We start from the raw sequence: 23363 nt of genomic DNA on the forward strand, positions 1-23363 counted from the left end.
TCAGATACCTTTATTATAAGGAATTGATCTGATCTTTTATGGAAATAGTGGATTTTTTTATGTAATTTTAAAGAAAATGTGACATTATAAGCCAAGATATCTCATATCTCTGAAAACAAAAAAACACTCTTGATCATAAGAGTGCTTTTCTCATACTTCCTATAATCTTTCTTTCATCGCCTCAGCCATTTCCACTTCACCCTCTGCTTCCAGCTTTTCAATGATGCGGGCATAATCCCTTTCATGACGATTTTGGCTTAATTTGAAAGCAGCCTGAACTTCATCAATAATGATCTTAAAACCTACAATGCCTTTCATTTGCTTTTCTAACAGTCCCTCAGACAAAGTATCCCATAAAATTGGCTGTTCTCTTTGGCTTTCGTATGTTTCCAGCATCGTTGTTAATTCCTTGACCAGTTCTGCTTTTTCTAGCAACACAGCCTTTCCATATACATGGACAGCTTGGTAATTCCATGTCGGAACGGATTCCTTTTCATACCATGAAGAGGATATGTAAGCATGCGGCCCCTGAAAAATCACGAGCACCTTTTCGTTCTCTTCAAACGTTTTCCACTGAGGATTTCCAATCGCCATATGCCCTGTGATCACATACGAATCTTCAACTTGATGAAAACTCACTGGAATATGTGTCGCAATGGGTTTTACATCCGTTGTGGTCACAACTGTTGCAAATGAATGTAATTGAATAAATGCTTTTACTTCTTCCATATCTTTCACTTGAAAAAATGATGGAATATGCATGTCCCTTCCCCCTTTTTGATCAGCTAAGTGTTTTGGTCATAATGAAATCCATTTGCTCTTCATTCCCCATGTGAAAGGCGTGCACCCCTGTTTGAACAAACCCAAGCTTTTGATAGAAAGCAATAGCCGCTCTATTGTGCTCCCACACCCCAAGCCAAACATCTCGTTTAAGATGATTTTTCGCAATTTCAATGGCTTGATCAATTAAACATCGGCCTAATCCTTGCTTTTGAAAGGATCGCTTGATATAAATTCTTTCAATCTCTAACGCGTCACTCCCCATCTCTTCTGATTGGGCATCATCCATATTGATCTTCAAATAACCAGCTACTTCCCCATTCACTTGAACAAAATAAAACTGTGAAGAAGGGTGCTGTAATTCCTTTAACAGCTGGTTTAGGTGAAAAGCTGTCTTCACGTAAGCTTCGATATGTTCCACTTTGTTTTGATCCAGAAAGGTTTCTTTAAACGTATCGATCCCAATTTTCTGAAGCTCCTTTACATGTTGTACATTGCACCGAATGAAAGTGACGGTCATAAAGTCGTCCCTCCTTATTAATTAGTAGCTTCTCTTTATCCCTTTTTTCACATCTTCCCAGTCCTTTTCTATATTCTTTCGCACCCTTAGAAGATACTCATAAATCTGTTCCGCTTCTTCCTCAGAAAACCCACCGAGCGCCACTTGATTCGAATAATCATGTTCTCGTTTGATCATTGGGTAGACCGTTTCCCCTTTTTCAGTTGGAAACAGCTTTTTGATTTTTTTATTCACACGATCATCTTTTTTCTCAATAAACCCATTCAATTCTAACTTTTTGATAGCCCGAGCCGCCGTAGTTCGATCCACTTTAATCATTTCCGCCAGCTTTTCCTGAATGATACCAGGCTCCTCACAAATACGCACAAGATACAAATACTGCCCCTTCGTTAAATCGTACTCTTTAAATTCAATATTACTTATGGAATCAAGCGCCCGAGCGATGACGCCAATCTCTCGTAAAATCTCTCTCATTTATCATGACTCCTTTTATTGCATTTACAACATAACACACAACAACATTATAGTTTATTTTTGTTGTAAACACAATAAAAAACACCTTCATTTAGAAAGTGTTCTTTTCATTTTCTTTATTTCCCTCGTTCCTATAATAGTGGTAATCGTTACAAAAATAACGATATATTCGTTGCTAGAAGATAATTTCCCTTTATGCAGCCGCCTCTTTTTATAACATAACCTCTCCAGTTTTATTAGCCATTATTCGTTAGAGTCCACATAGATTAAAATTAGAATTTTTACCTTTAACAACCATCATTAAAATGATGAATATATTGGTTTAATTTAGGAACTATAAAAAGGTGACCAATCGTCAAGAAAGGGAGGTCGCTTAATGAATATTTTACAATTAGGGAGGATGACAATGGGAATTTTAAGTGGAAATCCAACGGATGAACCTATGCACTATGGTGAAGTGTTTGGTACATGGTCTTACTTGATGGTAGCTAAAGGTTTAGTTGCTGGTTATCAAACCCACTTAAACCATGCAGGTGACGAAGACTTACAAAAATTAATTGAAGAAGCTATTCAGGGTGGGCAACAAGAAATCAAAGAAATTGAAACTTTATTAAAAGAAAATGGAATTGGCTTACCTCCAACACCTCCTGAACGACCTAAAGCTTGTATAGACGATATTCCAGTAGGGGCACGTTTTCAAGATCCAGAAATAGCCGCTGGTCTTTCGGCTAACATTGCGTCAGGATTAGTATCGTGTAGCACAATTATGGGTCAATCAATTCGAGAAGACATTGCTATGATGTTTGGACAGTTTCATATTCAAAAGGCAGCACTTGGAGCAAAAGTCCTTAGACTTAACAAAGAAAAAGGATGGTTAATTCCACCACCTCTTCATCATAGCAAAGCAGAAGATTGCTAATCATAAGATGATTAAACATGAAAGAGTAGACGCTTTAGGGTTTACTCTTTTCTTGCTAAGCTTTAAACTTTCTACAAATTGAACTCTCCTTCACTCTCTCTACAGTCACTATTTTTTGCCATTCCCACCGATTGCCTTTGAGCCAACATCATCAGCAATAGAAGATCAATTCCTTTAATATACCTAAAAATATCTTCCTCAGATTTAAAAGCTCCTATTACTATAGGTTGTGTAAACATTGATAGCAACTAACCAGTGGTTTTTTCTCTATTATAGTCCTTGCAATTGCAGCATCAAGACGGATTTTCCCCGTTCAAAGTTTCTATTTAATCAACAAGGTTAGTCATACTATGAGGAATATCTATGCTCATATAACTGTTAAAATGGAAGAAAAGGCCTCCCAACAGTTTTGCAAACTGATGAAAGGCCTTCTCCTATAGTTAATTTCAGACGTTGATATAACAAGGTTTTGAAACCCTGATTACATCATTCCGCCCATTCCACCCATGCCGCCCATATCCGGCATTCCGCCGCCTGAGCCGCCTTCTTCTGGTTTGTCAGCTACGACTGCTTCAGTTGTTAGAAGCATTGCTGCTACAGAAGCTGCGTTTTGAAGTGCAGAGCGAGTTACTTTTGTTGGGTCAACGATTCCTTTTTCGATCATGTTTACCCATTCGTTTGTTGCTGCGTTGAAGCCTACGCCAATTTCTTCGTTTTTCAAGCGCTCAACGATAACGGATCCTTCAAGACCTGCGTTGTGAGCGATTTGACGAATTGGCTCTTCAAGAGAACGTAGAACGATGTTCACACCTGTTTGAACGTCACCATCAGCTTCGATTGAAGCGACTTTGTTGTATACATTCACAAGTGCTGTACCACCACCGGATACGATACCTTCTTCAACTGCTGCGCGAGTTGAGTTCAGTGCATCCTCGATGCGTAGTTTACGCTCTTTTAGTTCTGTTTCAGTTGCAGCACCAACTTTGATGACAGCGACGCCGCCAGCTAGTTTTGCAAGACGTTCTTGTAATTTTTCTTTATCGAATTCAGAAGTTGTTTCTTCTACTTGTGCACGGATTTGGTTCACACGTGCTGAGATTTGAGCAGAATCTCCTGAGCCCTCTACGATTGTTGTGTTTTCTTTTGTCACAACGACTTTAGAAGCGCGGCCAAGCTGACCGATTTCAGTTGATTTCAGGTCAAGTCCTAGGTCTTCTGTGATTAATTCTCCGCCAGTTAGAACAGAGATGTCTTCAAGCATTGCTTTACGACGATCACCGAATCCAGGTGCTTTTACTGCTACTGCGTTGAATGTACCACGAAGTTTGTTCACAACAAGAGTTGCAAGTGCTTCGCCTTCTACATCTTCAGCAATGAGCAATAATGGTTTGCCTTGTTGTACAACTTGCTCAAGTACAGGAAGGATTTCTTGAATGTTTGTAATTTTTTTATCAGTAATTAAGATGTAAGGATTTTCAAGAACCGCTTCCATCTTATCAGAATCCGTCACCATGTATGGTGAAGCATATCCGCGGTCAAATTGCATACCTTCAACCACTTCAAGCTCAGTTGTGAATCCTTTAGATTCTTCAATTGTGATGACACCATCGTTACCTACGCGTTCCATCGCTTCAGCGATTAGGCTGCCGACTTCTTCATCTGCTGCAGAAATAGCCGCAACTTGAGCAATTGATTCTTTGCCTTCGATTGGTTTAGAAATCTCGTGCAAGCCTTCAAGTGCTACTTTCACTGCTTCTTCGATCCCTTTACGAACGCCAACAGGGTTTGCACCAGCTGTTACGTTTTTAAGACCTTCACGGATCATCGCTTGAGCTAGAACTGTTGCAGTTGTTGTACCGTCACCAGCAACATCGTTTGTTTTGCTTGCAACTTCAGCCACAAGTTTTGCACCCATGTTTTCAAATGCATCTTCTAATTCGATTTCTTTTGCAATCGTTACACCATCATTTGTGATAAGTGGAGAACCGAATTTTTTCTCAAGAACCACGTTACGTCCTTTAGGTCCTAAAGTTACTTTTACAGCATCTGCAAGTGCATCTACACCACGTAACATTGCGCGACGTGCTTCTTCACTGAACTTAATATCTTTTGCCATAATAACGAAACCTCCTCAGTCTTTTTAAAAATGTATCTCAATGTTTTTTATGTGATTAACCAATAACAGCTAAAATGTCGCTCTCACGAAGGATTAAATATTCTTTTCCTTCATATTTCACTTCAGTGCCTGCATATTTTGAGAAGATAATGCGGTCGCCTGTGCTTACTTCTAACGCAACGCGCTCACCACTTTCAAGTACACGCCCTGAACCTGCTGCAACAATTTTACCTTCTTGCGGTTTTTCTTTTGCAGAATCCGGTAAAACAATACCGCTAGCGGTTTTTTCCTCAGATTCAACGAGTTCAATGATTACGCGATCGCCTAATGGCTTTAACATAAGAAACAACCTCCTCAATTTTTATATGTAGTCTTTTTTAGCACTCATCACCAGTGAGTGCTAACACATTTATTATAATAAAGAATGTCTTCTGCAATTTCAAGTGAAAACTCTTAAAAATTTTTACGCTTTCACGATCTTTTTCAATCTCAGATTCTTTCCTTTTTATCGAAAAAGAAGACTTGTGTTACAATAAATTTAGTTCTTTTAGTAAAGGGGTTTTCGTTACTTGAAAAAACAATATTGGTACATCATCTTAACGTATATATTGGTACAGGTATCTGCGTTTCCTTATTTTCTTATTATGAAATGGCTGGGATTCATTCAAACACCGATGACTCAAACAGAGCTTTCAAAATTATCAGGAACGTGGACAATCATCAGTTTCTGTATCGGGTTGATCATTATTCTGCTCATCCTTCGAACCGTCCCAAAAGCTTCACTGCGAAATGAAGCGCCTGCTTCAATCGGTTCTGCTATCGCATGGATCATTGGCGGTTTCTTTCTTTCTCTCTTTGCACAATCGATTGCAGGCGTGATTGAACAATATGCATTCGGCATTGGCCGTGAATCAGAAAATACGCAAAATATTTTATCTATTATGGATGCTTTTCCTTTTCTTGTTATCATTATTTCACTGATTGGACCAATACTTGAAGAAATCGTTTTCCGAAAAATCATTTTTGGTGTGATTTATGAAAGAACGAATTTTTTTATTGGAGCACTTGTGAGTTCAGTATTTTTCGCTGCTGCACACTCTGATTTTCCCCACTTCTTTCTCTATACCGCAATGGGCTTTACCTTTGCCTTTTTATATGCCAAAACAAAACGAATCATTGTTCCAATCGGCGCTCATATGTTGATGAACTCGCTCGTCATTCTTGTACAGATTGAGCCAGTAAGAAAAATGATTGAAGAACAATCTCAAACTATGCAAATGATTATTGGAGGCTTTTTCTCATGAGAAACCCAGTCGTATGGGGCATCATTTATTTTGCCGTAGGTGTCGCTTTCACCTATATGGCCATTCAGAACCCAGGTGACATGTGGTCATTTTACAGCATTTTGCTGATGGTGTTTGCGGCCTATAATATCAATATCGCGCTTAAAATGTTTGCCTTCTCTGTCAAACTCAAAAAACAGCAGCAAAAATAAATCAAAAACCATTTTCCGCGGTTGGAAAATGGTTTTTTTATGGAGGACGTGTCTTGATGGAACATGAAAAACTTCGTATCTTCAATGATCAGCATGAAACGATTGGAGTCTCCGCCCGTTCAGATGTCCACACCCAAGGCCATTGGCATGAAACATTTCATTTCTGGCTTCTTAAAAAGGAACATGGCACCGTGCACCTTTATTTTCAGCTTAGAAGTCCCGAAAAAAAGGATTTTCCATCTCTTTTTGATATCACAGCAGCGGGCCACCTTCTTGCAGATGAACAGCCTTCTGATGGCTTGAGAGAGGTAGAAGAAGAGCTTGGTCTTTCTATCCCTTTTGAGGACCTCACCTTTGCAGGTGTCATACAGGATGAAATCCATATGCCTTCGTTCATTGACCGTGAGTTCTGCCATGTGTACCTTTATATGAATCAAAAAGAGCACATGGAAGTTCATCTACAGAAAGAAGAAGTCGCTGGTCTGTACAGAGCAAAGCTGCTTGATGCACAGCAGCTTTTAACAGGAACATGCGAAAAAATTCAAATCGAGGGCTTTAAAGTTGATGCAAACGAAGAACGACGTGAGGAAAGCATGGAAGTGGGTGTTCATGATTTTGTCCAGCATGAGCCCGCCTATTATGAGCACCTCTTTCACGCGATCAATCAATTTCTTTCACAATAGAAAAAGCATCGTGATCCCTCATTGGATCACGATGCTTTTTTATGAGACATAATGACTTTCTTTCTCCTCTGTTTGCTGCATTTTGCGGTAGGTCACTCTTGAAATGATAATGCTTACTTCGTATAAAACGAGCATTGGCAAGGTGACCATGAGGTGAGAAACAAGCTCTGGCGGTGTAATGAGTGCGGCAATGACAAGGAGGACAAAATAGGCATACTTCCGTATTTTTGATAAAAACATCGGTGTGATGATGCCAAGTCTTGTGAGAAACATCAACACGACGGGCATCTGAAACAAAAAGCCAAATGGAAGTGTTAACTGCATCAGAAATGTAAAATACTCATGAATCCCAATGACTTGCTCTACATTTAAATCATTCGACATTCGCATCATAAAGTCGACGACAAACGGAAACAAAATAAAATAAGAGAAAGCCACACCGCTCAAAAATAAAAGCAGTGCAATCGGAATGTAAGCAAGTGTCACCTTTCTTTCTTTTTCATATAAGCCAGGACTCACAAACGCCCACAGCTGATATAAAATAACGGGACACGTCAAAACCAAAGCAATGACAAATGCGAACTGCATAAACACGTACAGTGGATCTGTAAGCTTAAAAGCGTTCAGTGTGAGTGTTGCCGCTTCATCGGTATTTTGTAAATACACAATGACCGGCTTAGCGAGAAAAAAACCAGCCACCATAAAGGCGACAAAAAACATCGCAATGATCACTAAGCGTTTTCGCAGTTCCACAATATGCTCCATAAGCGGCATATCTTTGACATTCATGAAGCTCATCCTATTCTACTGATCTTCTTTTTTCTTTTTTTCTTCCTGATCATCAGCTAAGCCTTTTGTGGCATTTTTGAATTCACGTAATGTATCTCCTGCTGCTCTTCCTAATTCAGGAAGCTTTTTCGGCCCAAAAATAATGAGCGCTACAATCGCAATCAGAATCAAACTCCCAGGACCGATCGGACCCATTTGCTCCACCCCCTTTACCCCTTTTCGTCAGTCCTCCTGCGTAACAGAGTAATGCTTTAAGAAATACACAAGAGACTGAAGTTCAACCGCCAAATCTATATGATGAATTCGAATGTGTTCCGGCACATTCAATCGAGCCGGCGTAAAGTTAAGGATTCCTTTGATGCCAAGGGCAATCAAACGATCTGTAATGGATTGAGCTGCTACGGCAGGTACTGTCAAAATCGCAACAGGGATATCTCCTACCTCTTGAACATGCTCTTCAAGCTTATCCAAATCATAGACAGGCACGCCGCCTATCTCACTTCCTATTTTACTCTCATTGACGTCAAAAGCCATTGAAATTTTTGTATTATTATTTTTTATGAAATTATAGTGTAAAAAAGCAGTCCCTAAATTCCCGACACCGATGAGCATGACATTGGTCATTTCATCTTGGTCAAGGGTCTTTCTGAAGAAGGTCAAGAGATAATCGACATTATAGCCATACCCTTTCTTCCCAAGTGCACCAAAGTACGAAAAATCTCGGCGAATGGTAGCAGAATCCACTTTGACTGCATCACTAAGCTCCGCTGATGACACCCTTTGTTTTCCTGATGCATGCAGATTTTTTAAAAAACGGTAATATAGCGGCAAACGTTTGGCTGTCGCTTGTGGAATTTTTGACTGATCTATATTCATATAAGGTCCTCCAACTTAAATATCAGATGCTCTGTGAAAATCACCATTTTTCCCGCCTGTCTTTTCAATTAGATAGGTAGGACCGATGATCATGCCTTTATCAATCGCTTTGCACATGTCGTAAACGGTCAGTGCACATACTGAAGCAGAAGTGAGCGCTTCCATCTCCACACCCGTACTTCCTTTTGTTTTTACCTGTACTTGTATGTTCAGGATGTGCGCATTTCCGTCTTCCTCCCAATTAAAGGAGATTTCCACGCCTTTTAGTGCAAGCGGATGACACATTGGAATGATGGTAGATGTTTGCTTTGCTGCCATGATACCAGCAACCTGTGCAACCGACAGCACATCCCCTTTTCCAATTTCACGCTGCTCTATTTTATGAAACACTTCTTTTATCATACGAACACTTGAAACAGCAACGGCGGTTCTCACTGTAGACGATTTGTCACTAATGTCGACCATCTTTGCTCTTCCCTGTTCGTTAAAGTGGCTAAATTGACTCATCTTTCAACGCTCCCTCACTCAAATGATACACTATTTTTTCCTATCTGTCTTTCATTTGAATATGGCGATTGTATGTAACATTTGCCGGTTTACTGCTGATAAGCTACACTTAACATATTATAGCAGAGGTGAAGTTACATGATGATTCTACAAGTGAATCAGCTGTCCAAATCGTTTGGCGCTGATACCGTTTTAACGAATATAAAATTGGAAGTCAAAGCAAGGGATCGAATTGCCATTGTAGGTCGTAACGGCGCAGGCAAATCCACGCTTTTGAAAATCATTGCCGGTCAAATGTCTTACGAGCAAGGTGAGATCATCAAACCAAAAGACCTATCGATCGGCTATTTAGCACAGCATACCGATGTGACATCTACACGTACGTTAAAAGACGAATTATTATCGGTTTTTGATCATTTAAAAGAGATGGAACAAGAGATGAGAACCATTGAGGAGAAAATGGCTTCCTCCACAGGTTCTGAGCTGGATGCCCTTATGAAAACCTATGACAGGCTTCAGCAGGAATTTAAAGATCAAGGCGGGTATCAATATGAAGCAGATGTCCGTTCCATTCTTCATGGACTCGGTTTTAGTCATTTTGAAGATGAGACAACCGTCCAATCTTTAAGCGGCGGCCAGAAAACCCGTCTAGCGCTTGGAAAGCTCTTGTTAATGAAACCAGAACTCTTAATTCTGGATGAGCCGACCAACCATTTAGATATTGATACCTTATCATGGCTGGAGCAGTATTTGCAAAATTATACAGGTGCCATTCTCATCGTGTCCCATGACCGCTATTTCTTAGACAAAGTCGTAAACCACGTCTATGAAGTCTCAAGAACTTCGATGAAAAAGTTTGCAGGGAACTATAGTAAGTATCTTGAGCTGAAAGCAGAGCAACTAGAGCGTGATATGAAACTCTACGAAAAGCAGCAAGAAGAGATCTCAAAGCTTCAGGATTTCGTGGACCGCAACCTGGCAAGAGCCTCCACCACAAAGCGCGCTCAAAGCAGACGCAAGCAGCTCGAACGGATGGATCGTTTAGATAAGCCTTTAGGTGATGAAAAATCTGCAAACTTTCATTTTGATATTACGAGACAAAGCGGCAATGATGTGCTGAAGGTGCATGATCTCGATATTAGTTATGATGAAAAAACACCGCTCCTATCCTCTCTTTCTTTTCAGATTAAACGCGAGGATAGTGTGGCACTCATTGGACCTAACGGGATCGGGAAATCAACCCTTTTAAAAACGTTAACGAACACATTAACACCAGTAAAAGGCGACATCACTTTTGGATCTCATGTCACGATCGGCTACTATGACCAAGAGCAAGCCAAACTGACATCCTCGAAAAAAGTGCTCAATGAGCTTTGGGATGACTATCCTCATATGAATGAAAAAGAAATTCGGACATGTTTAGGAAACTTCCTCTTTTCCGGTGATGACGTTTTAAAGCCTGTCCATGCATTAAGCGGCGGAGAAAAAGCACGCCTTGCACTGGCAAAGCTGATGCTCCAAAAAGCCAATTTCCTTATTCTCGATGAGCCTACAAACCATCTGGACTTAGATAGTAAGGAAATTTTAGAGAATGCACTAATCGATTATCCAGGAACCATCTTATTTGTCTCGCATGATCGTTATTTTATCAATCGTCTCGCTACGAAAGTATTTGAGCTTTCGCCTACAGAAACAAGAGAATATCTCGGTGATTATGACTACTATCTTGAAAAGAAAAATGAACAATTAGAGCTGGAAGCACTTCAAGAAAATGAACCGCTTAAAAAACAAGATGCACAGCCAGCAGAAAAGGCAAAGCTTTCTTATGCGGAAGAAAAAGAACTGAAAAAGAAAGAAAGACAAAAGCAGCGCAGAATCGAAGAAATTGAAGAACGGATTGCTGTCATTGAAGACAAACTCGGTGAAAATGAAGAGTTTCTATGTGATCCTGATATTTTTCAAGATCACGAGAAGATCCAAGCCATTCAAACAGAAAATGATACGCTCAATCAAGAGCTGGAATTACTTTTTGCAGAGTGGGAAGAGCTGTCAGAATCTTAAAGAGTGCCCTAAAGGGTACTCTTTTTTCTTTCAATGAAATTTATTATCCACAACGATACCCACAATAAATTCTTGATTATTCTTAAATACTTTGGACTTATCCACTTTATCCACAGAGTTTTAATCACATATCCACAAAAAAGATCGTATTTATACACACCCTCTTCATTTTAAAACAAAATTTTCTAACAATTGTGGATATATAACGTTTACATGTGAATAGATCGCTTTCATAAAAAATAAAAACCCCTGTAATCCACAGGAGTTTTCATTTATATGAGACTAGCGGCAATCCTGGCTGGCCATTCATCGCCATATCGCCTCTTATTCCTTTTTCAAATGCAACGGTTCCAGCAGCAGCGATCATGGCTGCATTGTCTGTACAAAGAGATAATGGCGGAATAATGACCTTCACGTCTGGCAGCTTCGTGAATGCTGAGGTTAAAGCTTCTCTTAGTCCTTTATTGGCAGCGACTCCTCCAGCTAGAACAACCTGCTTCACACCATAGGCTTCTGCTGCTTTCAATGTTTTCCCAACAAGCACTTCAATGACGCTTGCTTGAAAACTTGCGGCCAAATTCTCTGGGGCAATTGTTTCTCCCTTTTGTGACGCATTGTGTAAGGTGTTGATCACAGCTGATTTTAAACCACTGAAGCTAAAGTGATAGGACCCTTCTTCAAGCCATGCACGAGGAAGCTTAATTGTCGGCTCTCCTTCATGCGCTAACCGATCAATGTGAGGTCCGCCTGGGTACGGGAGACCCATCGTCCGGGCCACTTTATCGTACGCTTCTCCAGCCGCATCATCTAAAGTTTCTCCGATGACCTCAAAAGATCCGTGCTCCTTCATTAAAACAAGCTCAGTATGTCCGCCAGAGACAACAAGAGCTAAACATGGAAACTCCAATTCATCAACAAGCTGATTTGCATAAATATGTCCTGCAATATGATGTACACCAACAAGAGGAATTTGATGGGCAAAGCTCAGTGCCTTTGCTGCATTGACACCAATCAGCAAGGCACCGACAAGACCAGGTCCTTCTGTGACAGCGATCGCATCTAAATCCTTAAAGCTCATACCCGCCTGTGCCATCACTTCTTCTAATACGATGGTGACTTGCTCCACGTGATGCCTCGAAGCAATTTCGGGTACAACACCGCCAAATCGTTTATGACTGTCTATTTGCGAGGCCACCACATTCGCCACGATTTCCTTTCCATTTTTCACAATGGACGCAGCTGTTTCATCGCAGCTTGTTTCTATACCTAATATGAATCGATCTGTTTGTTCACTCATTTATATTCACCCACATGACTAATGCATCTTCTCCATTATCCGTATAATAATTCTTTCGAATTGAAGCTGGTCTGAAACCGAGCTTTTCATAGAGGGATTGTGCTGGTGTATTCGAAACCCGCACCTCTAAAGAAAGATGATCTGTCTTTTTTTCTTTGCAAAATTCCATCACATATCGAAGCAATGCTTCCCCGTAGCCTTTTCCTCTATGCTCAGGGAGAATCGCAATGTTCGTAATTTGTGCATCGTCCATGACAATCCAGACCCCGCAATACCCAACAGGCTGTTTATCTTCTTCAATGAGGAAATAATAGCTGTATTGATTATGGAGAATCTCATAGACAAACGATTCCTTTTTCCAAGGAGCTGTAAACGAATGCACTTCAATCGTATACACCTCTGGAATGTCCGCTACTGTCATTTGTCGAATCTCTGCTATGTTAAGATTATTTTTGTCCTTCAAGCCATTTCACTTCCGCTTCTGCCAAACGAATATAGTTAGGAACAAGCTGATGGACATCTTCAGCAGGACGATCTGCGCCTAAAAATGCAAGCACTGAAGGTCTTGGGTTATGAAATGTCCCCTCTGCCAGCACAGCCGTTTCTCCTAAAATGGAGCGAATGCTCTCTTCATGAAGGTGCACATCTTGTCCAAGAAATAAAACAGGCTTTCCTGTCTGCTTCAGTTCATGAAGCCAATCCGTGAGCAAGATATTTTGATCTGGTTCGACCTCTTTGATCTTACCCTTTTCAAACGTATATAGTCCGGTATAAACTTGGCCTCTTCTCGCATCAAATAGAGGTGAGATATACCCATCAAAATATTGGCCATTTGCCGCAAGTGTTTCTAAACTCGAAGCAGCCGATATCGGGATAGACAGCGTCCATGCGAGTGTTTTTGCAATGGTCACACCGATTCGAACGCCAGTGTAGGAACCAGGTCCTTTCGCTACAACAATTTTACTTAGTTCACTTGGCGCTACACCACACTCTTTCATCAATGCTTCAACAGTAGGCATCGCTCGGACGGAATGGTTCTTCTTTAAATACGTAATGCTCTCGCCAATCACAGTGAAGTCTCTTACAAGAGCAATTCCTAGTGTATGGTTTGATGTATCAATGGCCAGTATGGTCAAAATCTTTCATCTCCTTACAAAGGGTCTCATAACGCTCCCCTTTTGCATCAAACGTGAGGTGCCGTTCTTCTTCACGTTCTGTTCTCAGCATTTCTATTTTTAAATAGGAAGAAGGCAATTGAGGTTCAATAAGATGTGCCCATTCAACCAAGCATACACCTTCACCCTCAAAATATTCTTCGAGTCCAATCTCTTCTTCTGCATCTTCCATTCGGTACACGTCCATATGATAAAGTGGCAGTCTGCCATCGGTATATTCTTTAATAATTGTAAAGGTGGGGCTGTTGACGATACGGGTAATTCCTAAGCCTTCCGCAAAACCTTTTGAAAAAGTGGTTTTGCCTGCGCCTAAATCTCCTTCTAATGTCAATACATCGCCTGGTATCACAAGTTTGGCCAAAGCAGCGGCAATTCGTTTCGTCTCATCCGCACCTTTTGTCGTCCATGTTAATTTCACCGTTGATGTCACCTCATTTCTTAAAATGATTATATCCTTTTTTCATTAACATTGTTTGTTGATCATTGTCTTTTAACATAACACTGGCTGCTTGATCATCTTTGACTTGTCCAATACGTGTGATCTGAATGCCTTCTTTTTGACATTGCGATTCAAAGCTTTCCCAATCAGATTCTGGTATCGTACCAGTTAAAACAAAGTCTTCTCCCCCAAATAACACCCATTCAAGCCAGTCTTTGCGCAGCACCTGTAAATCTGGATGAATTGGAAGCTTATCAGCTTCTATCTCGATCATCACACAGCTCGCTTCGGCTATCTCATTCAACTCACTCGCTAATCCATCACTCACATCATTCAAGGTGACCCGCGGGAAACTTGAACAAATGTGTCCAGCAGCAATATGAGGCTGAGGCATTTTATGACGCTTAAGAAAAAAATCAGCATCGACCGCCTCAGAAGGGGCTTCTTCGTTCATTAAGATTGATAACCCAGCAGCTGATGAACCGAGTTCACCTGTGACAAAGACGATGTCTCCAGTCTGAGCACTGTGACGATAACAAGCTGTTCCCTTTGAAACCTCACCAATGACTGTCACGGTAATGACAAAGTCACTGCGGGTGGCCACTGTATCTCCACCAATCAAATCCATATGATAGGAGTCAGCCAACGCTTTCATTCCCTCGTAAAGATCCGTGACGATTGTCTCATCACCATGAGGCGGGATCGCAATTGAAACAAGATAATACTTTGGGGTCCCTCCCATTGCAGCGATATCACTGACATTGACTGCCAGTGCCTTAAAGCCAACTTCAAATGGTGTGGAAAAGTCAAAACGAAAATGAACATGCTCCACCATTGTATCAACACAAACGACCTCTTCACAATGTGAATGAGGTTGATAAACACTTGCATCATCACCGATGCCCATGATCAAAGAGCGCTGATATGTATCTTTTGGTGTGATTCGGCGAATAAGATCAAATTCATCCATAAAAAGACAGCCCCTTCTTGCAATCAATTGGTTAAGTAGACATGAGGTCAAGCACAGTTAGTATTAGTGTAGCGAATTTAAGTCTCAGTTCCAACTAAAAATGATATAAAGAAAGCCTGGTGTGAAAAAACCAGGCTGAGTTGAAGTAATCTATCTATTCTTTCTTATAGTGTAGCCAAACACAAAACATTTCATTGCAACTTGGGCATTTGTAGAAAGAAAAAGACATAAAAAAAAACGAAACTATACGTTTTCGTTTACAAGTCATAAAAATGGCGGTCCGGACGGGACTCGAACCCGCGACCTCCTGCGTGACAGGCAGGCATTCTAACCAACTGAACTACCGGACCATTTTGGTTGCGGGGGCAGGATTTGAACCTGCGACCTTCGGGTTATGAGCCCGACGAGCTACCGAACTGCTCCACCCCGCGACGATATAAATATAACAAGCTTGGCGGCGTCCTACTCTCACAGGGGGAAACCCCCAACTACCATCGGCGCTGAAGAGCTTAACTTCCGTGTTCGGTATGGGAACGGGTGTGACCTCTTCGCTATCGCCACCAAACCTGATGGAGAGAATGTTCTCTCAAAACTAGATAACAATGTTCATGCTTCACATTAGAATATAGGTTAAGTCCTCGATCTATTAGTATCTGTCAGCTCCACGTGTCACCACGCTTCCACCTCAGACCTATCAACCTGATCATCTTTCAGGGATCTTACTTCCTTGCGGAATGGGAAATCTCATCTTGAGGGGGGCTTCATGCTTAGATGCTTTCAGCACTTATCCCGTCCGCACATAGCTACCCAGCGATGCCCTTGGCAGAACAACTGGTACACCAGCGGTGCGTCCATCCCGGTCCTCTCGTACTAAGGACAGCTCCTCTCAAATTTCCTGCGCCCGCGACGGATAGGGACCGAACTGTCTCACGACGTTCTGAACCCAGCTCGCGTACCGCTTTAATGGGCGAACAGCCCAACCCTTGGGACCGACTACAGCCCCAGGATGCGATGAGCCGACATCGAGGTGCCAAACCTCCCCGTCGATGTGGACTCTTGGGGGAGATAAGCCTGTTATCCCCGGGGTAGCTTTTATCCGTTGAGCGATGGCCCTTCCATGCGGAACCACCGGATCACTAAGCCCGACTTTCGTCCCTGCTCGACTTGTAGGTCTCGCAGTCAAGCTCCCTTGTGCCTTTACACTCTGCGAATGATTTCCAACCATTCTGAGGGAACCTTTGGGCGCCTCCGTTACATTTTAGGAGGCGACCGCCCCAGTCAAACTGCCCACCTGACACTGTCTCCCTGCCCGATAAGGGCAGCGGGTTAGAAGGTCAATACAGCCAGGGTAGTATCCCACCGATGCCTCCACCGAAGCTAGCGCTCCGGTTTCCAAGGCTCCTACCTATCCTGTACAAGCTGTACCAACATTCAATATCAGGCTGCAGTAAAGCTCCACGGGGTCTTTCCGTCCTGTCGCGGGTAACCTGCATCTTCACAGGTACTATAATTTCACCGAGTCTCTCGTTGAGACAGTGCCCAGATCGTTGCGCCTTTCGTGCGGGTCGGAACTTACCCGACAAGGAATTTCGCTACCTTAGGACCGTTATAGTTACGGCCGCCGTTTACTGGGGCTTCAATTCGCACCTTCGCTTACGCTAAGCGCTCCTCTTAACCTTCCAGCACCGGGCAGGCGTCAGCCCCTATACTTCGCCTTACGGCTTCGCAGAGACCTGTGTTTTTGCTAAACAGTCGCCTGGGCCTATTCACTGCGGCTTCTCGGGGCTTTAACACCCTAAGAAGCACCCCTTCTCCCGAAGTTACGGGGTCATTTTGCCGAGTTCCTTAACGAGAGTTCTCTCGATCACCTTAGGATTCTCTCCTCGCCTACCTGTGTCGGTTTGCGGTACGGGCACCTCTCACCTCGCTAGAGGCTTTTCTTGGCAGTGTGGAATCAGGAACTTCGCTACTAAATTTCGCTCGCCATCACAGCTCAGCCTTTACGGGAAACGGATTTGCCTATTTCCCAGCCTAACTGCTTGGACGCGGATATCCAATACCGCGCTTACCCTATCCTCCTGCGTCCCCCCATTGCTCAAATGGTGAGGAGGTGGTACAGGAATATCAACCTGTTGTCCATCGCCTACGCCTTTCGGCCTCGGCTTAGGTCCCGACTAACCCTGAGCGGACGAGCCTTCCTCAGGAAACCTTAGGCATTCGGTGGACGGGATTCTCACCCGTCTTTCGCTACTCATACCGGCATTCTCACTTCTAAGCGCTCCACCAGTCCTTCCGGTCTGGCTTCACAGCCCTTAGAACGCTCTCCTACCACTGTTCGTAAGAACAGTCCGCAGCTTCGGTGATACGTTTAGCCCCGGTACATTTTCGGCGCAGAGTCACTCGACCAGTGAGCTATTACGCACTCTTTAAATGGTGGCTGCTTCTAAGCCAACATCCTGGTTGTCTAAGCAACTCCACATCCTTTTCCACTTAACGTATACTTTGGGACCTTAGCTGGCGGTCTGGGCTGTTTCCCTTTCGACTACGGATCTTATCACTCGCAGTCTGACTCCCAAGGATAAGTCATCGGCATTCGGAGTTTGACTGAATTCGGTAACCCGGTAGGGGCCCCTAGTCCAATCAGTGCTCTACCTCCGAGACTCTTACCTTGAGGCTAGCCCTAAAGCTATTTCGGAGAGAACCAGCTATCTCCAGGTTCGATTGGCATTTCACCCCTACCCACACCTCATCCCCGCACTTTTCAACGTGCGTGGGTTCGGGCCTCCATTCAGTGTTACCTGAACTTCACCCTGGACATGGGTAGATCACCTGGTTTCGGGTCTACGACCACGTACTCATGCGCCCTATTCAGACTCGCTTTCGCTGCGGCTCCGCATCTTCTGCTTAACCTTGCACGGGATCGTAACTCGCCGGTTCATTCTACAAAAGGCACGCCATCACCCGTTAACGGGCTCTGACTACTTGTAGGCACACGGTTTCAGGATCTATTTCACTCCCCTTCCGGGGTGCTTTTCACCTTTCCCTCACGGTACTGGTTCACTATCGGTCACTAGGGAGTATTTAGCCTTGGGAGATGGTCCTCCCGGATTCCGACGGAATTTCACGTGTTCCGCCGTACTCAGGATCCACTCTGGAGAGAATAACATTTCAGTTACAGGGCTGTTACCTTCTTTGGCGGGCCTTTCCAGACCTCTTCGCTTATATCATTCCTTTGTAACTCCGTATAGAGTGTCCTACAACCCCAAGAGGCAAGCCTCTTGGTTTGGGCTGTTCCCGTTTCGCTCGCCGCTACTCAGGGAATCGCATTTGCTTTCTCTTCCTCCGGGTACTTAGATGTTTCAGTTCCCCGGGTATGCCTTCTCATACTCTATGTATTCAAGTATGGATACTACTCCATTACGAGCAGTGGGTTTCCCCATTCGGAAATCTCCGGATCAAAGCTTGCTTACAGCTCCCCGAAGCATATCGGTGTTCGTCCCGTCCTTCATCGGCTCCTAGTGCCAAGGCATCCACCGTGCGCCCTTTCTAACTTAACCATTTCTTACTTTAGAAAGAATCACTATGTGTGATGAACTTTGCATTGCATTCAATGTGAATGTATTACTTATTGTTATCTAGTTTTCAAAGAACAATCCTGTCTCGCTAGAGACATGTTTTGAAGGAATGATCCTTCAAAACTAAACAAGACGAAAACGTACGCTGCTCCATATATCCTTAGAAAGGAGGTGATCCAGCCGCACCTTCCGATACGGCTACCTTGTTACGACTTCACCCCAATCATCTGCCCCACCTTCGGCGGCTGGCTCCATAAAGGTTACCTCACCGACTTCGGGTGTTGCAAACTCTCGTGGTGTGACGGGCGGTGTGTACAAGGCCCGGGAACGTATTCACCGCGGCATGCTGATCCGCGATTACTAGCGATTCCAGCTTCACGCAGTCGAGTTGCAGACTGCGATCCGAACTGAGAACAGATTTATGGGATTGGCTAAACCTTGCGGTCTTGCAGCCCTTTGTTCTGTCCATTGTAGCACGTGTGTAGCCCAGGTCATAAGGGGCATGATGATTTGACGTCATCCCCACCTTCCTCCGGTTTGTCACCGGCAGTCACCTTAGAGTGCCCAACTAAATGCTGGCAACTAAGATCAAGGGTTGCGCTCGTTGCGGGACTTAACCCAACATCTCACGACACGAGCTGACGACAACCATGCACCACCTGTCACTCTGTCCCCGAAGGGAAAGCCCTATCTCTAGGGTTGTCAGAGGATGTCAAGACCTGGTAAGGTTCTTCGCGTTGCTTCGAATTAAACCACATGCTCCACCGCTTGTGCGGGCCCCCGTCAATTCCTTTGAGTTTCAGTCTTGCGACCGTACTCCCCAGGCGGAGTGCTTAATGCGTTAGCTGCAGCACTAAGGGGCGGAAACCCCCTAACACTTAGCACTCATCGTTTACGGCGTGGACTACCAGGGTATCTAATCCTGTTCGCTCCCCACGCTTTCGCTCCTCAGCGTCAGTTACAGACCAGAGAGTCGCCTTCGCCACTGGTGTTCCTCCACATCTCTACGCATTTCACCGCTACACGTGGAATTCCACTCTCCTCTTCTGCACTCAAGTTTCCCAGTTTCCAATGACCCTCCCCGGTTGAGCCGGGGGCTTTCACATCAGACTTAAGAAACCGCCTGCGAGCCCTTTACGCCCAATAATTCCGGACAACGCTTGCCACCTACGTATTACCGCGGCTGCTGGCACGTAGTTAGCCGTGGCTTTCTGGTTAGGTACCGTCAAGGTGCGAGCAGTTACTCTCGCACTTGTTCTTCCCTAACAACAGAGCTTTACGATCCGAAAACCTTCATCACTCACGCGGCGTTGCTCCGTCAGACTTTCGTCCATTGCGGAAGATTCCCTACTGCTGCCTCCCGTAGGAGTCTGGGCCGTGTCTCAGTCCCAGTGTGGCCGATCACCCTCTCAGGTCGGCTACGCATCGTCGCCTTGGTGAGCCATTACCCCACCAACTAGCTAATGCGCCGCGGGTCCATCTGTAAGTGACAGCCGAAACCGTCTTTCATCCTTGAACCATGCGGTTCAAGGAACTATCCGGTATTAGCTCCGGTTTCCCGGAGTTATCCCAGTCTTACAGGCAGGTTACCCACGTGTTACTCACCCGTCCGCCGCTAACATCCGGGAGCAAGCTCCCTTCTGTCCGCTCGACTTGCATGTATTAGGCACGCCGCCAGCGTTCGTCCTGAGCCAGGATCAAACTCTCCGAAAAAGTACAAAACCGAAGTTTTGCTTTTCGCCAGTTTGACTGACTACCTATGAAGTGTCATAGGATTTTTTTATAAAAACTCGAATTAACAGGTACGTTTTGTCTTGTTTAGTTTTCAAAGATCATGTTCAAAATGGAGCGGGTGATGAGAATCGAACTCACGACATCAGCTTGGAAGGCTGAGGTTTTACCACTAAACTACACCCGCGTGGTTTGTATTGGCGCGCCCGAGAGGAGTCGAACCCCTAACCTTTTGATCCGTAGTCAAACGCTCTATCCAATTGAGCTACGGGCGCTTAATCAGGCGACTTAATTATCTTAACATATCGTTTTTTTTAAGTCAACATCTTTTTAAAATTTGTTTGTCGCATGCGTGTGAACGTCTGTGTTTCAAATACGTCATCAGCGACGAATAAAAATATACCATGGATTACATAAAAGGGTCAATACATTTTTCTAAAAAAGTTTCATGTTTTTTAAAAATGATTTTTTCTTAGATAAATAGACATGTAATAGCCCTATTTTCTTCTCTTTCTTCATAATTCCAATGATTCTTAAATAAAATCTTTCTAAATACAAAGGAGGACAAAACATGGCCACATAGAATTTTTATTTATTGGAAAATTCTTAATATTTTTCCAAGCATTTAAAGGAGGTAGGAGATGATGAAAAAGTTCGTCGCTTTTCAAATCATGATCGCTTTGGTGATAGGAGCTCTTATCGGCCATTTCTTCCCTGACTTCGGAATGGCACTGCGGCCAATTGGAGATGGATTCATCAGGCTGATTAAAATGATCGTTGTTCCAATCGTTTTCTCAACCATTGTTATTGGTGCAGCCGGCAGCGGCGGCATGAAGAAAATGGGCAGCCTTGGATTAAAGACGATCATTTGGTTTGAGGTCATCACAACCATCGTTCTTGGGATTGGGCTATTATTGGCAAATGGGCTAAAGCCTGGCGTTGGTCTCGATTTCTCTAAATTAGCTAAGAAAGATATTGGGGAATTAGATGGTTATACTGAGAAGGTCGTTGACTTTAAACAAATGGTATTAGATATCATTCCAACCAATATCGTCGATGTTATGGCTCAGAATGATTTACTTGCTGTCATTTTCTTCGCCATATTATTTGGTGTAGCGGCAAGCGGCATCGGTAAAGCTTCTGCTCCTGTTCTCACCTTCTTTGAATCAGTGGCACAAATTATGTTTAAGCTCACACAGATGGTGATGGTGACAGCACCTATTGGGGTTCTTGCATTAATGGCTGCTTCTGTCGGCCAATATGGCATTGTTTTATTAATCCCAATGATGAAGCTTGTCGGGACAGTATTTTTAGGATTATTCATTATACTCTTTGCTTTATTCCCTCTGGTCGCACTGATCTTCCGTTTTAACTACTTCGAAGTATTAAAAATGATTTGGGATTTGTTCCTTGTTGCCTTCTCTACTACGAGTACTGAAACTGTCCTTCCTCAATTGATGGAACGAATGGAGAAATACGGGTGTCCAAAAAGAATTGTTTCCTTTGTGATTCCATCTGGTCTTTCTCTCAATTGTGACGGATCAAGTTTATATTTATCGGTTGCCTGCGTATTCCTTGCACAAGCATTTGGTGTCGACATGAGTCTGTCACAGCAGCTTTTGATGATGCTTGTTCTTGTGTTAACGAGTAAAGGGATTGCAGCTGTGCCATCCGGTTCACTCGTTGTTCTTTTGGCAACCGCTCATGCAGTAGGTCTTCCAGCAGAAGGCGTTGCCATCATAGCCGGTGTTGACCGAATTATGGATATGGCACGAACAGGCGTGAATGTTCCAGGGCATGCCGTTGCATGTATTGTCGTATCTAAATGGGAAAAAGTATTCCGTGAGTCGGCGTGGGAAGTTCCTAAAGCAGGTGAAGAAACAAAAGGGATGTAATGTTATATGAAGGAAAGGGGTCGCCCTTTCCTTTTTTATGCTGAAAATGTTTGCTTCAGTACGGCTTTTCCTTGAGGCTGCAGCTGTACTTCTGCATATGCCCCATTAATCAGCGTCATTTGCGGCGGGACATGCCCACAATCTATATCGTAAAAAATGGGGATTTGTAGTTCCTTTTGTAATTCTTCATATACATCCTGATACTGATAACCTTCAACAGGCACATCTACTGCACTTCGCCCAAACATCATACCTGAACAGTGATCAAACCACCCTGCTAGTTTTAATTGAACAAGCGATCTCTTCACGCTTGCAGCATTTAATTCGCAGTTTTCGAAATACCAGAGAATTGGTTCATCTTTTATGAATGTTTTCTGAAAAGTTTTGACGTCCCCATAAGGTGTCCCTGCTAAATGACGTATGACATCAATGCAGCCACCCAGCAGTCTTCCCTTTACCATCTTTTCTTGTTGATCAACCGTATGCCATGCGGTCGGTTCTGTTAAATGAAAGACATGTTTAATCGGGTTGTCATACTGCCATTCCTTTTGATACATAGATGAAGAAAATTGGCTTATGTCCATTTCCCCTTTTGTTGAAAGCACTTCTTCCCACATGACAGTCGTTTGATCAAGTTCTTCTCCCTGAAGATCTACTAAGTTCGGCCCATGCGCTGTGGCAATGCCTGTTTTTAATGTCAACGCCAGCAGGAGTGCACTCGTATCTGAGTAACCAAGAATCCACTTTTTTCTCATCGATGAGAAATCAAGGTGCTCTAATACTTCCATAAGCAGCTGTCCGCCCCATGGCGGGATGATGTGGTCAATCTCATCACATGTCATCATATACTGAAGTTCGTTTGCTCGTTCTATGGCAGGGGCTGATTTCGCTTTTTCCTGCTGCCAGACCGTCTCTCCACATATGACATCGTAGCCTCTATTTTTCATTCGTTCACATGAAAGCTGAAACATGTCATGCAAAGATGGCTGTACACCTGAGGAAGGTGCTGTTACGCCAATTGTTTGTCCTTTTTGCAAATGCGGAAATTGTATCATCCTGTT

Annotated in this window: 21 protein-coding genes, 4 tRNA genes and 3 rRNA genes; 6 read left to right on the plus strand and 22 right to left on the minus strand. The window is 43.4% G+C overall.

Going from position 1 to position 23363, the window contains the following annotated elements; translation table 11 throughout:
- Nucleotides 1–159: 159 nt before the first annotated feature.
- Genes NSS92_RS11340 through NSS92_RS11350 form a run of 3 tightly spaced genes read right to left on the minus strand, consistent with a single transcriptional unit; the run spans nt 160 to nt 1774 of the window.
- Entirely contained in the window at nt 160–762 is a 603-nt protein-coding gene (locus NSS92_RS11340; RefSeq protein WP_340868017.1) for an FMN-binding negative transcriptional regulator, read from the minus strand.
- A gap of 19 nt (nt 763–781) precedes the next feature.
- The gene (locus tag NSS92_RS11345; protein WP_340868019.1) at nt 782–1300 is read right to left on the minus strand and encodes a GNAT family N-acetyltransferase; all 519 of its coding nucleotides are present in this window, start codon (nt 1298–1300) and stop codon (nt 782–784) included.
- Nucleotides 1301–1321: 21 nt separating this feature from the next.
- A complete protein-coding gene (locus NSS92_RS11350; protein WP_340868021.1) occupies nt 1322–1774 on the minus strand; it encodes a MarR family winged helix-turn-helix transcriptional regulator in 453 nt (150 codons plus the stop codon).
- A gap of 406 nt (nt 1775–2180) precedes the next feature.
- Between NSS92_RS11350 and NSS92_RS11355 the strand changes: the two genes are divergently transcribed.
- Nucleotides 2181–2693, plus strand: a complete 513-nt coding sequence (locus NSS92_RS11355) for a DUF3231 family protein (protein WP_163115537.1) — start codon at nt 2181–2183, stop codon at nt 2691–2693.
- 481 nt (nt 2694–3174) lie between these two features.
- Here NSS92_RS11355 and groL read toward each other — a convergent pair whose 3' ends face one another.
- The gene (gene groL, locus NSS92_RS11360) at nt 3175–4809 is read right to left on the minus strand and encodes a chaperonin GroEL (protein ID WP_041108751.1); all 1635 of its coding nucleotides are present in this window, start codon (nt 4807–4809) and stop codon (nt 3175–3177) included.
- Between the two features lie 55 nt (nt 4810–4864).
- On the minus strand, nt 4865–5149 hold the full coding sequence (groES, locus tag NSS92_RS11365) for a co-chaperone GroES (RefSeq protein WP_024426730.1): 285 nt from the start codon (nt 5147–5149) through the stop codon (nt 4865–4867).
- Nucleotides 5150–5378: 229 nt separating this feature from the next.
- Here groES and NSS92_RS11370 point away from each other — a divergent pair, with 229 nt between their 5' ends.
- The 3 genes from NSS92_RS11370 to NSS92_RS11380 are packed head-to-tail and all read left to right on the plus strand — an operon-like array spanning nt 5379 to nt 6987.
- Entirely contained in the window at nt 5379–6113 is a 735-nt protein-coding gene (locus NSS92_RS11370; protein WP_041108753.1) for a CPBP family intramembrane glutamic endopeptidase, read from the plus strand.
- Nucleotides 6110–6304, plus strand: a complete 195-nt coding sequence (locus NSS92_RS11375) for a YdiK family protein (protein ID WP_003213897.1) — start codon at nt 6110–6112, stop codon at nt 6302–6304. The genes NSS92_RS11370 and NSS92_RS11375 overlap by 4 nt, the downstream gene beginning before the upstream one ends.
- Before the next feature lie 56 nt (nt 6305–6360).
- The gene (locus tag NSS92_RS11380; RefSeq protein WP_340868026.1) at nt 6361–6987 is read left to right on the plus strand and encodes an NUDIX hydrolase; all 627 of its coding nucleotides are present in this window, start codon (nt 6361–6363) and stop codon (nt 6985–6987) included.
- Nucleotides 6988–7026: 39 nt separating this feature from the next.
- Here NSS92_RS11380 and tatC read toward each other — a convergent pair whose 3' ends face one another.
- The 4 genes from tatC to moaC are packed head-to-tail and all read right to left on the minus strand — an operon-like array spanning nt 7027 to nt 9159.
- Entirely contained in the window at nt 7027–7785 is a 759-nt protein-coding gene (gene tatC, locus NSS92_RS11385) for a twin-arginine translocase subunit TatC (RefSeq protein WP_073204051.1), read from the minus strand.
- A gap of 6 nt (nt 7786–7791) precedes the next feature.
- Nucleotides 7792–7971: a twin-arginine translocase TatA/TatE family subunit gene (locus tag NSS92_RS11390; RefSeq protein ID WP_008355689.1), complete on the minus strand. Its 180-nt coding sequence runs from the start codon at nt 7969–7971 to the stop codon at nt 7792–7794.
- 27 nt (nt 7972–7998) lie between these two features.
- On the minus strand, nt 7999–8652 hold the full coding sequence (locus NSS92_RS11395) for a redox-sensing transcriptional repressor Rex (RefSeq protein WP_008355687.1): 654 nt from the start codon (nt 8650–8652) through the stop codon (nt 7999–8001).
- Between the two features lie 15 nt (nt 8653–8667).
- The gene (gene moaC, locus NSS92_RS11400; RefSeq protein WP_340868028.1) at nt 8668–9159 is read right to left on the minus strand and encodes a cyclic pyranopterin monophosphate synthase MoaC; all 492 of its coding nucleotides are present in this window, start codon (nt 9157–9159) and stop codon (nt 8668–8670) included.
- Between the two features lie 138 nt (nt 9160–9297).
- On the opposite strand from moaC, the gene NSS92_RS11405 reads away from it, so the two are divergent.
- A complete protein-coding gene (locus tag NSS92_RS11405) occupies nt 9298–11220 on the plus strand; it encodes an ABC-F family ATP-binding cassette domain-containing protein (protein ID WP_340868029.1) in 1923 nt (640 codons plus the stop codon).
- A 268-nt stretch (nt 11221–11488) separates the two neighbouring features.
- On the opposite strand, the gene tsaD is transcribed toward NSS92_RS11405, so the two are convergent.
- From tsaD to NSS92_RS11465, 12 genes are all read right to left on the minus strand, one after another.
- On the minus strand, nt 11489–12517 hold the full coding sequence (gene tsaD / locus NSS92_RS11410; RefSeq protein ID WP_048240048.1) for a tRNA (adenosine(37)-N6)-threonylcarbamoyltransferase complex transferase subunit TsaD: 1029 nt from the start codon (nt 12515–12517) through the stop codon (nt 11489–11491).
- Entirely contained in the window at nt 12510–12938 is a 429-nt protein-coding gene (gene rimI / locus NSS92_RS11415) for a ribosomal protein S18-alanine N-acetyltransferase (RefSeq protein ID WP_340868032.1), read from the minus strand. Before rimI ends, tsaD begins: the two co-directional genes overlap by 8 nt.
- Nucleotides 12939–12963: 25 nt before the next feature.
- The gene (gene tsaB / locus NSS92_RS11420; RefSeq protein WP_340868034.1) at nt 12964–13653 is read right to left on the minus strand and encodes a tRNA (adenosine(37)-N6)-threonylcarbamoyltransferase complex dimerization subunit type 1 TsaB; all 690 of its coding nucleotides are present in this window, start codon (nt 13651–13653) and stop codon (nt 12964–12966) included.
- Nucleotides 13634–14110, minus strand: a complete 477-nt coding sequence (tsaE, locus tag NSS92_RS11425) for a tRNA (adenosine(37)-N6)-threonylcarbamoyltransferase complex ATPase subunit type 1 TsaE (RefSeq protein ID WP_340868036.1) — start codon at nt 14108–14110, stop codon at nt 13634–13636. Before tsaE ends, tsaB begins: the two co-directional genes overlap by 20 nt.
- A gap of 13 nt (nt 14111–14123) precedes the next feature.
- Nucleotides 14124–15101, minus strand: a complete 978-nt coding sequence (thiL, locus tag NSS92_RS11430; protein ID WP_267587885.1) for a thiamine-phosphate kinase — start codon at nt 15099–15101, stop codon at nt 14124–14126.
- A 273-nt stretch (nt 15102–15374) separates the two neighbouring features.
- Nucleotides 15375–15451, minus strand: a tRNA-Asp gene (locus NSS92_RS11435).
- A 4-nt stretch (nt 15452–15455) separates the two neighbouring features.
- Nucleotides 15456–15532: transfer RNA gene (locus tag NSS92_RS11440), tRNA-Met, on the minus strand.
- An 18-nt stretch (nt 15533–15550) separates the two neighbouring features.
- Nucleotides 15551–15666: ribosomal RNA gene (gene rrf, locus NSS92_RS11445) — 5S ribosomal RNA — on the minus strand.
- A gap of 61 nt (nt 15667–15727) precedes the next feature.
- Nucleotides 15728–18658, minus strand: a 23S ribosomal RNA gene (locus tag NSS92_RS11450).
- A 182-nt stretch (nt 18659–18840) separates the two neighbouring features.
- A 16S ribosomal RNA gene (locus tag NSS92_RS11455) occupies nt 18841–20389 on the minus strand.
- Together the 16S, 23S and 5S rRNA genes with 4 tRNA genes alongside form the textbook arrangement of a ribosomal RNA operon.
- Nucleotides 20390–20520: 131 nt before the next feature.
- Nucleotides 20521–20594, minus strand: a tRNA-Gly gene (locus tag NSS92_RS11460).
- Between the two features lie 11 nt (nt 20595–20605).
- A tRNA-Arg gene (locus NSS92_RS11465) sits at nt 20606–20682 on the minus strand.
- A 369-nt stretch (nt 20683–21051) separates the two neighbouring features.
- Between NSS92_RS11465 and gltP the strand changes: the two genes are divergently transcribed.
- Entirely contained in the window at nt 21052–22302 is a 1251-nt protein-coding gene (gene gltP, locus NSS92_RS11470) for a glutamate-aspartate/proton symporter GltP (RefSeq protein WP_095407852.1), read from the plus strand.
- A 35-nt stretch (nt 22303–22337) separates the two neighbouring features.
- Here gltP and NSS92_RS11475 read toward each other — a convergent pair whose 3' ends face one another.
- Nucleotides 22338–23357 carry a S66 family peptidase gene (locus tag NSS92_RS11475; protein WP_340868039.1) on the minus strand — a complete coding sequence of 340 codons (1020 nt, stop codon included), beginning with the start codon at nt 23355–23357 and terminating at the stop codon, nt 22338–22340.
- Nucleotides 23358–23363 lie beyond the last annotated feature (6 nt).

Origin of the sequence: Bacillus sp. FSL M8-0166 (assembly GCF_038008825.1) — a bacterium.
Taxonomy (GTDB): Bacteria; Bacillota; Bacilli; order Bacillales; family Bacillaceae; genus Bacillus; species Bacillus safensis.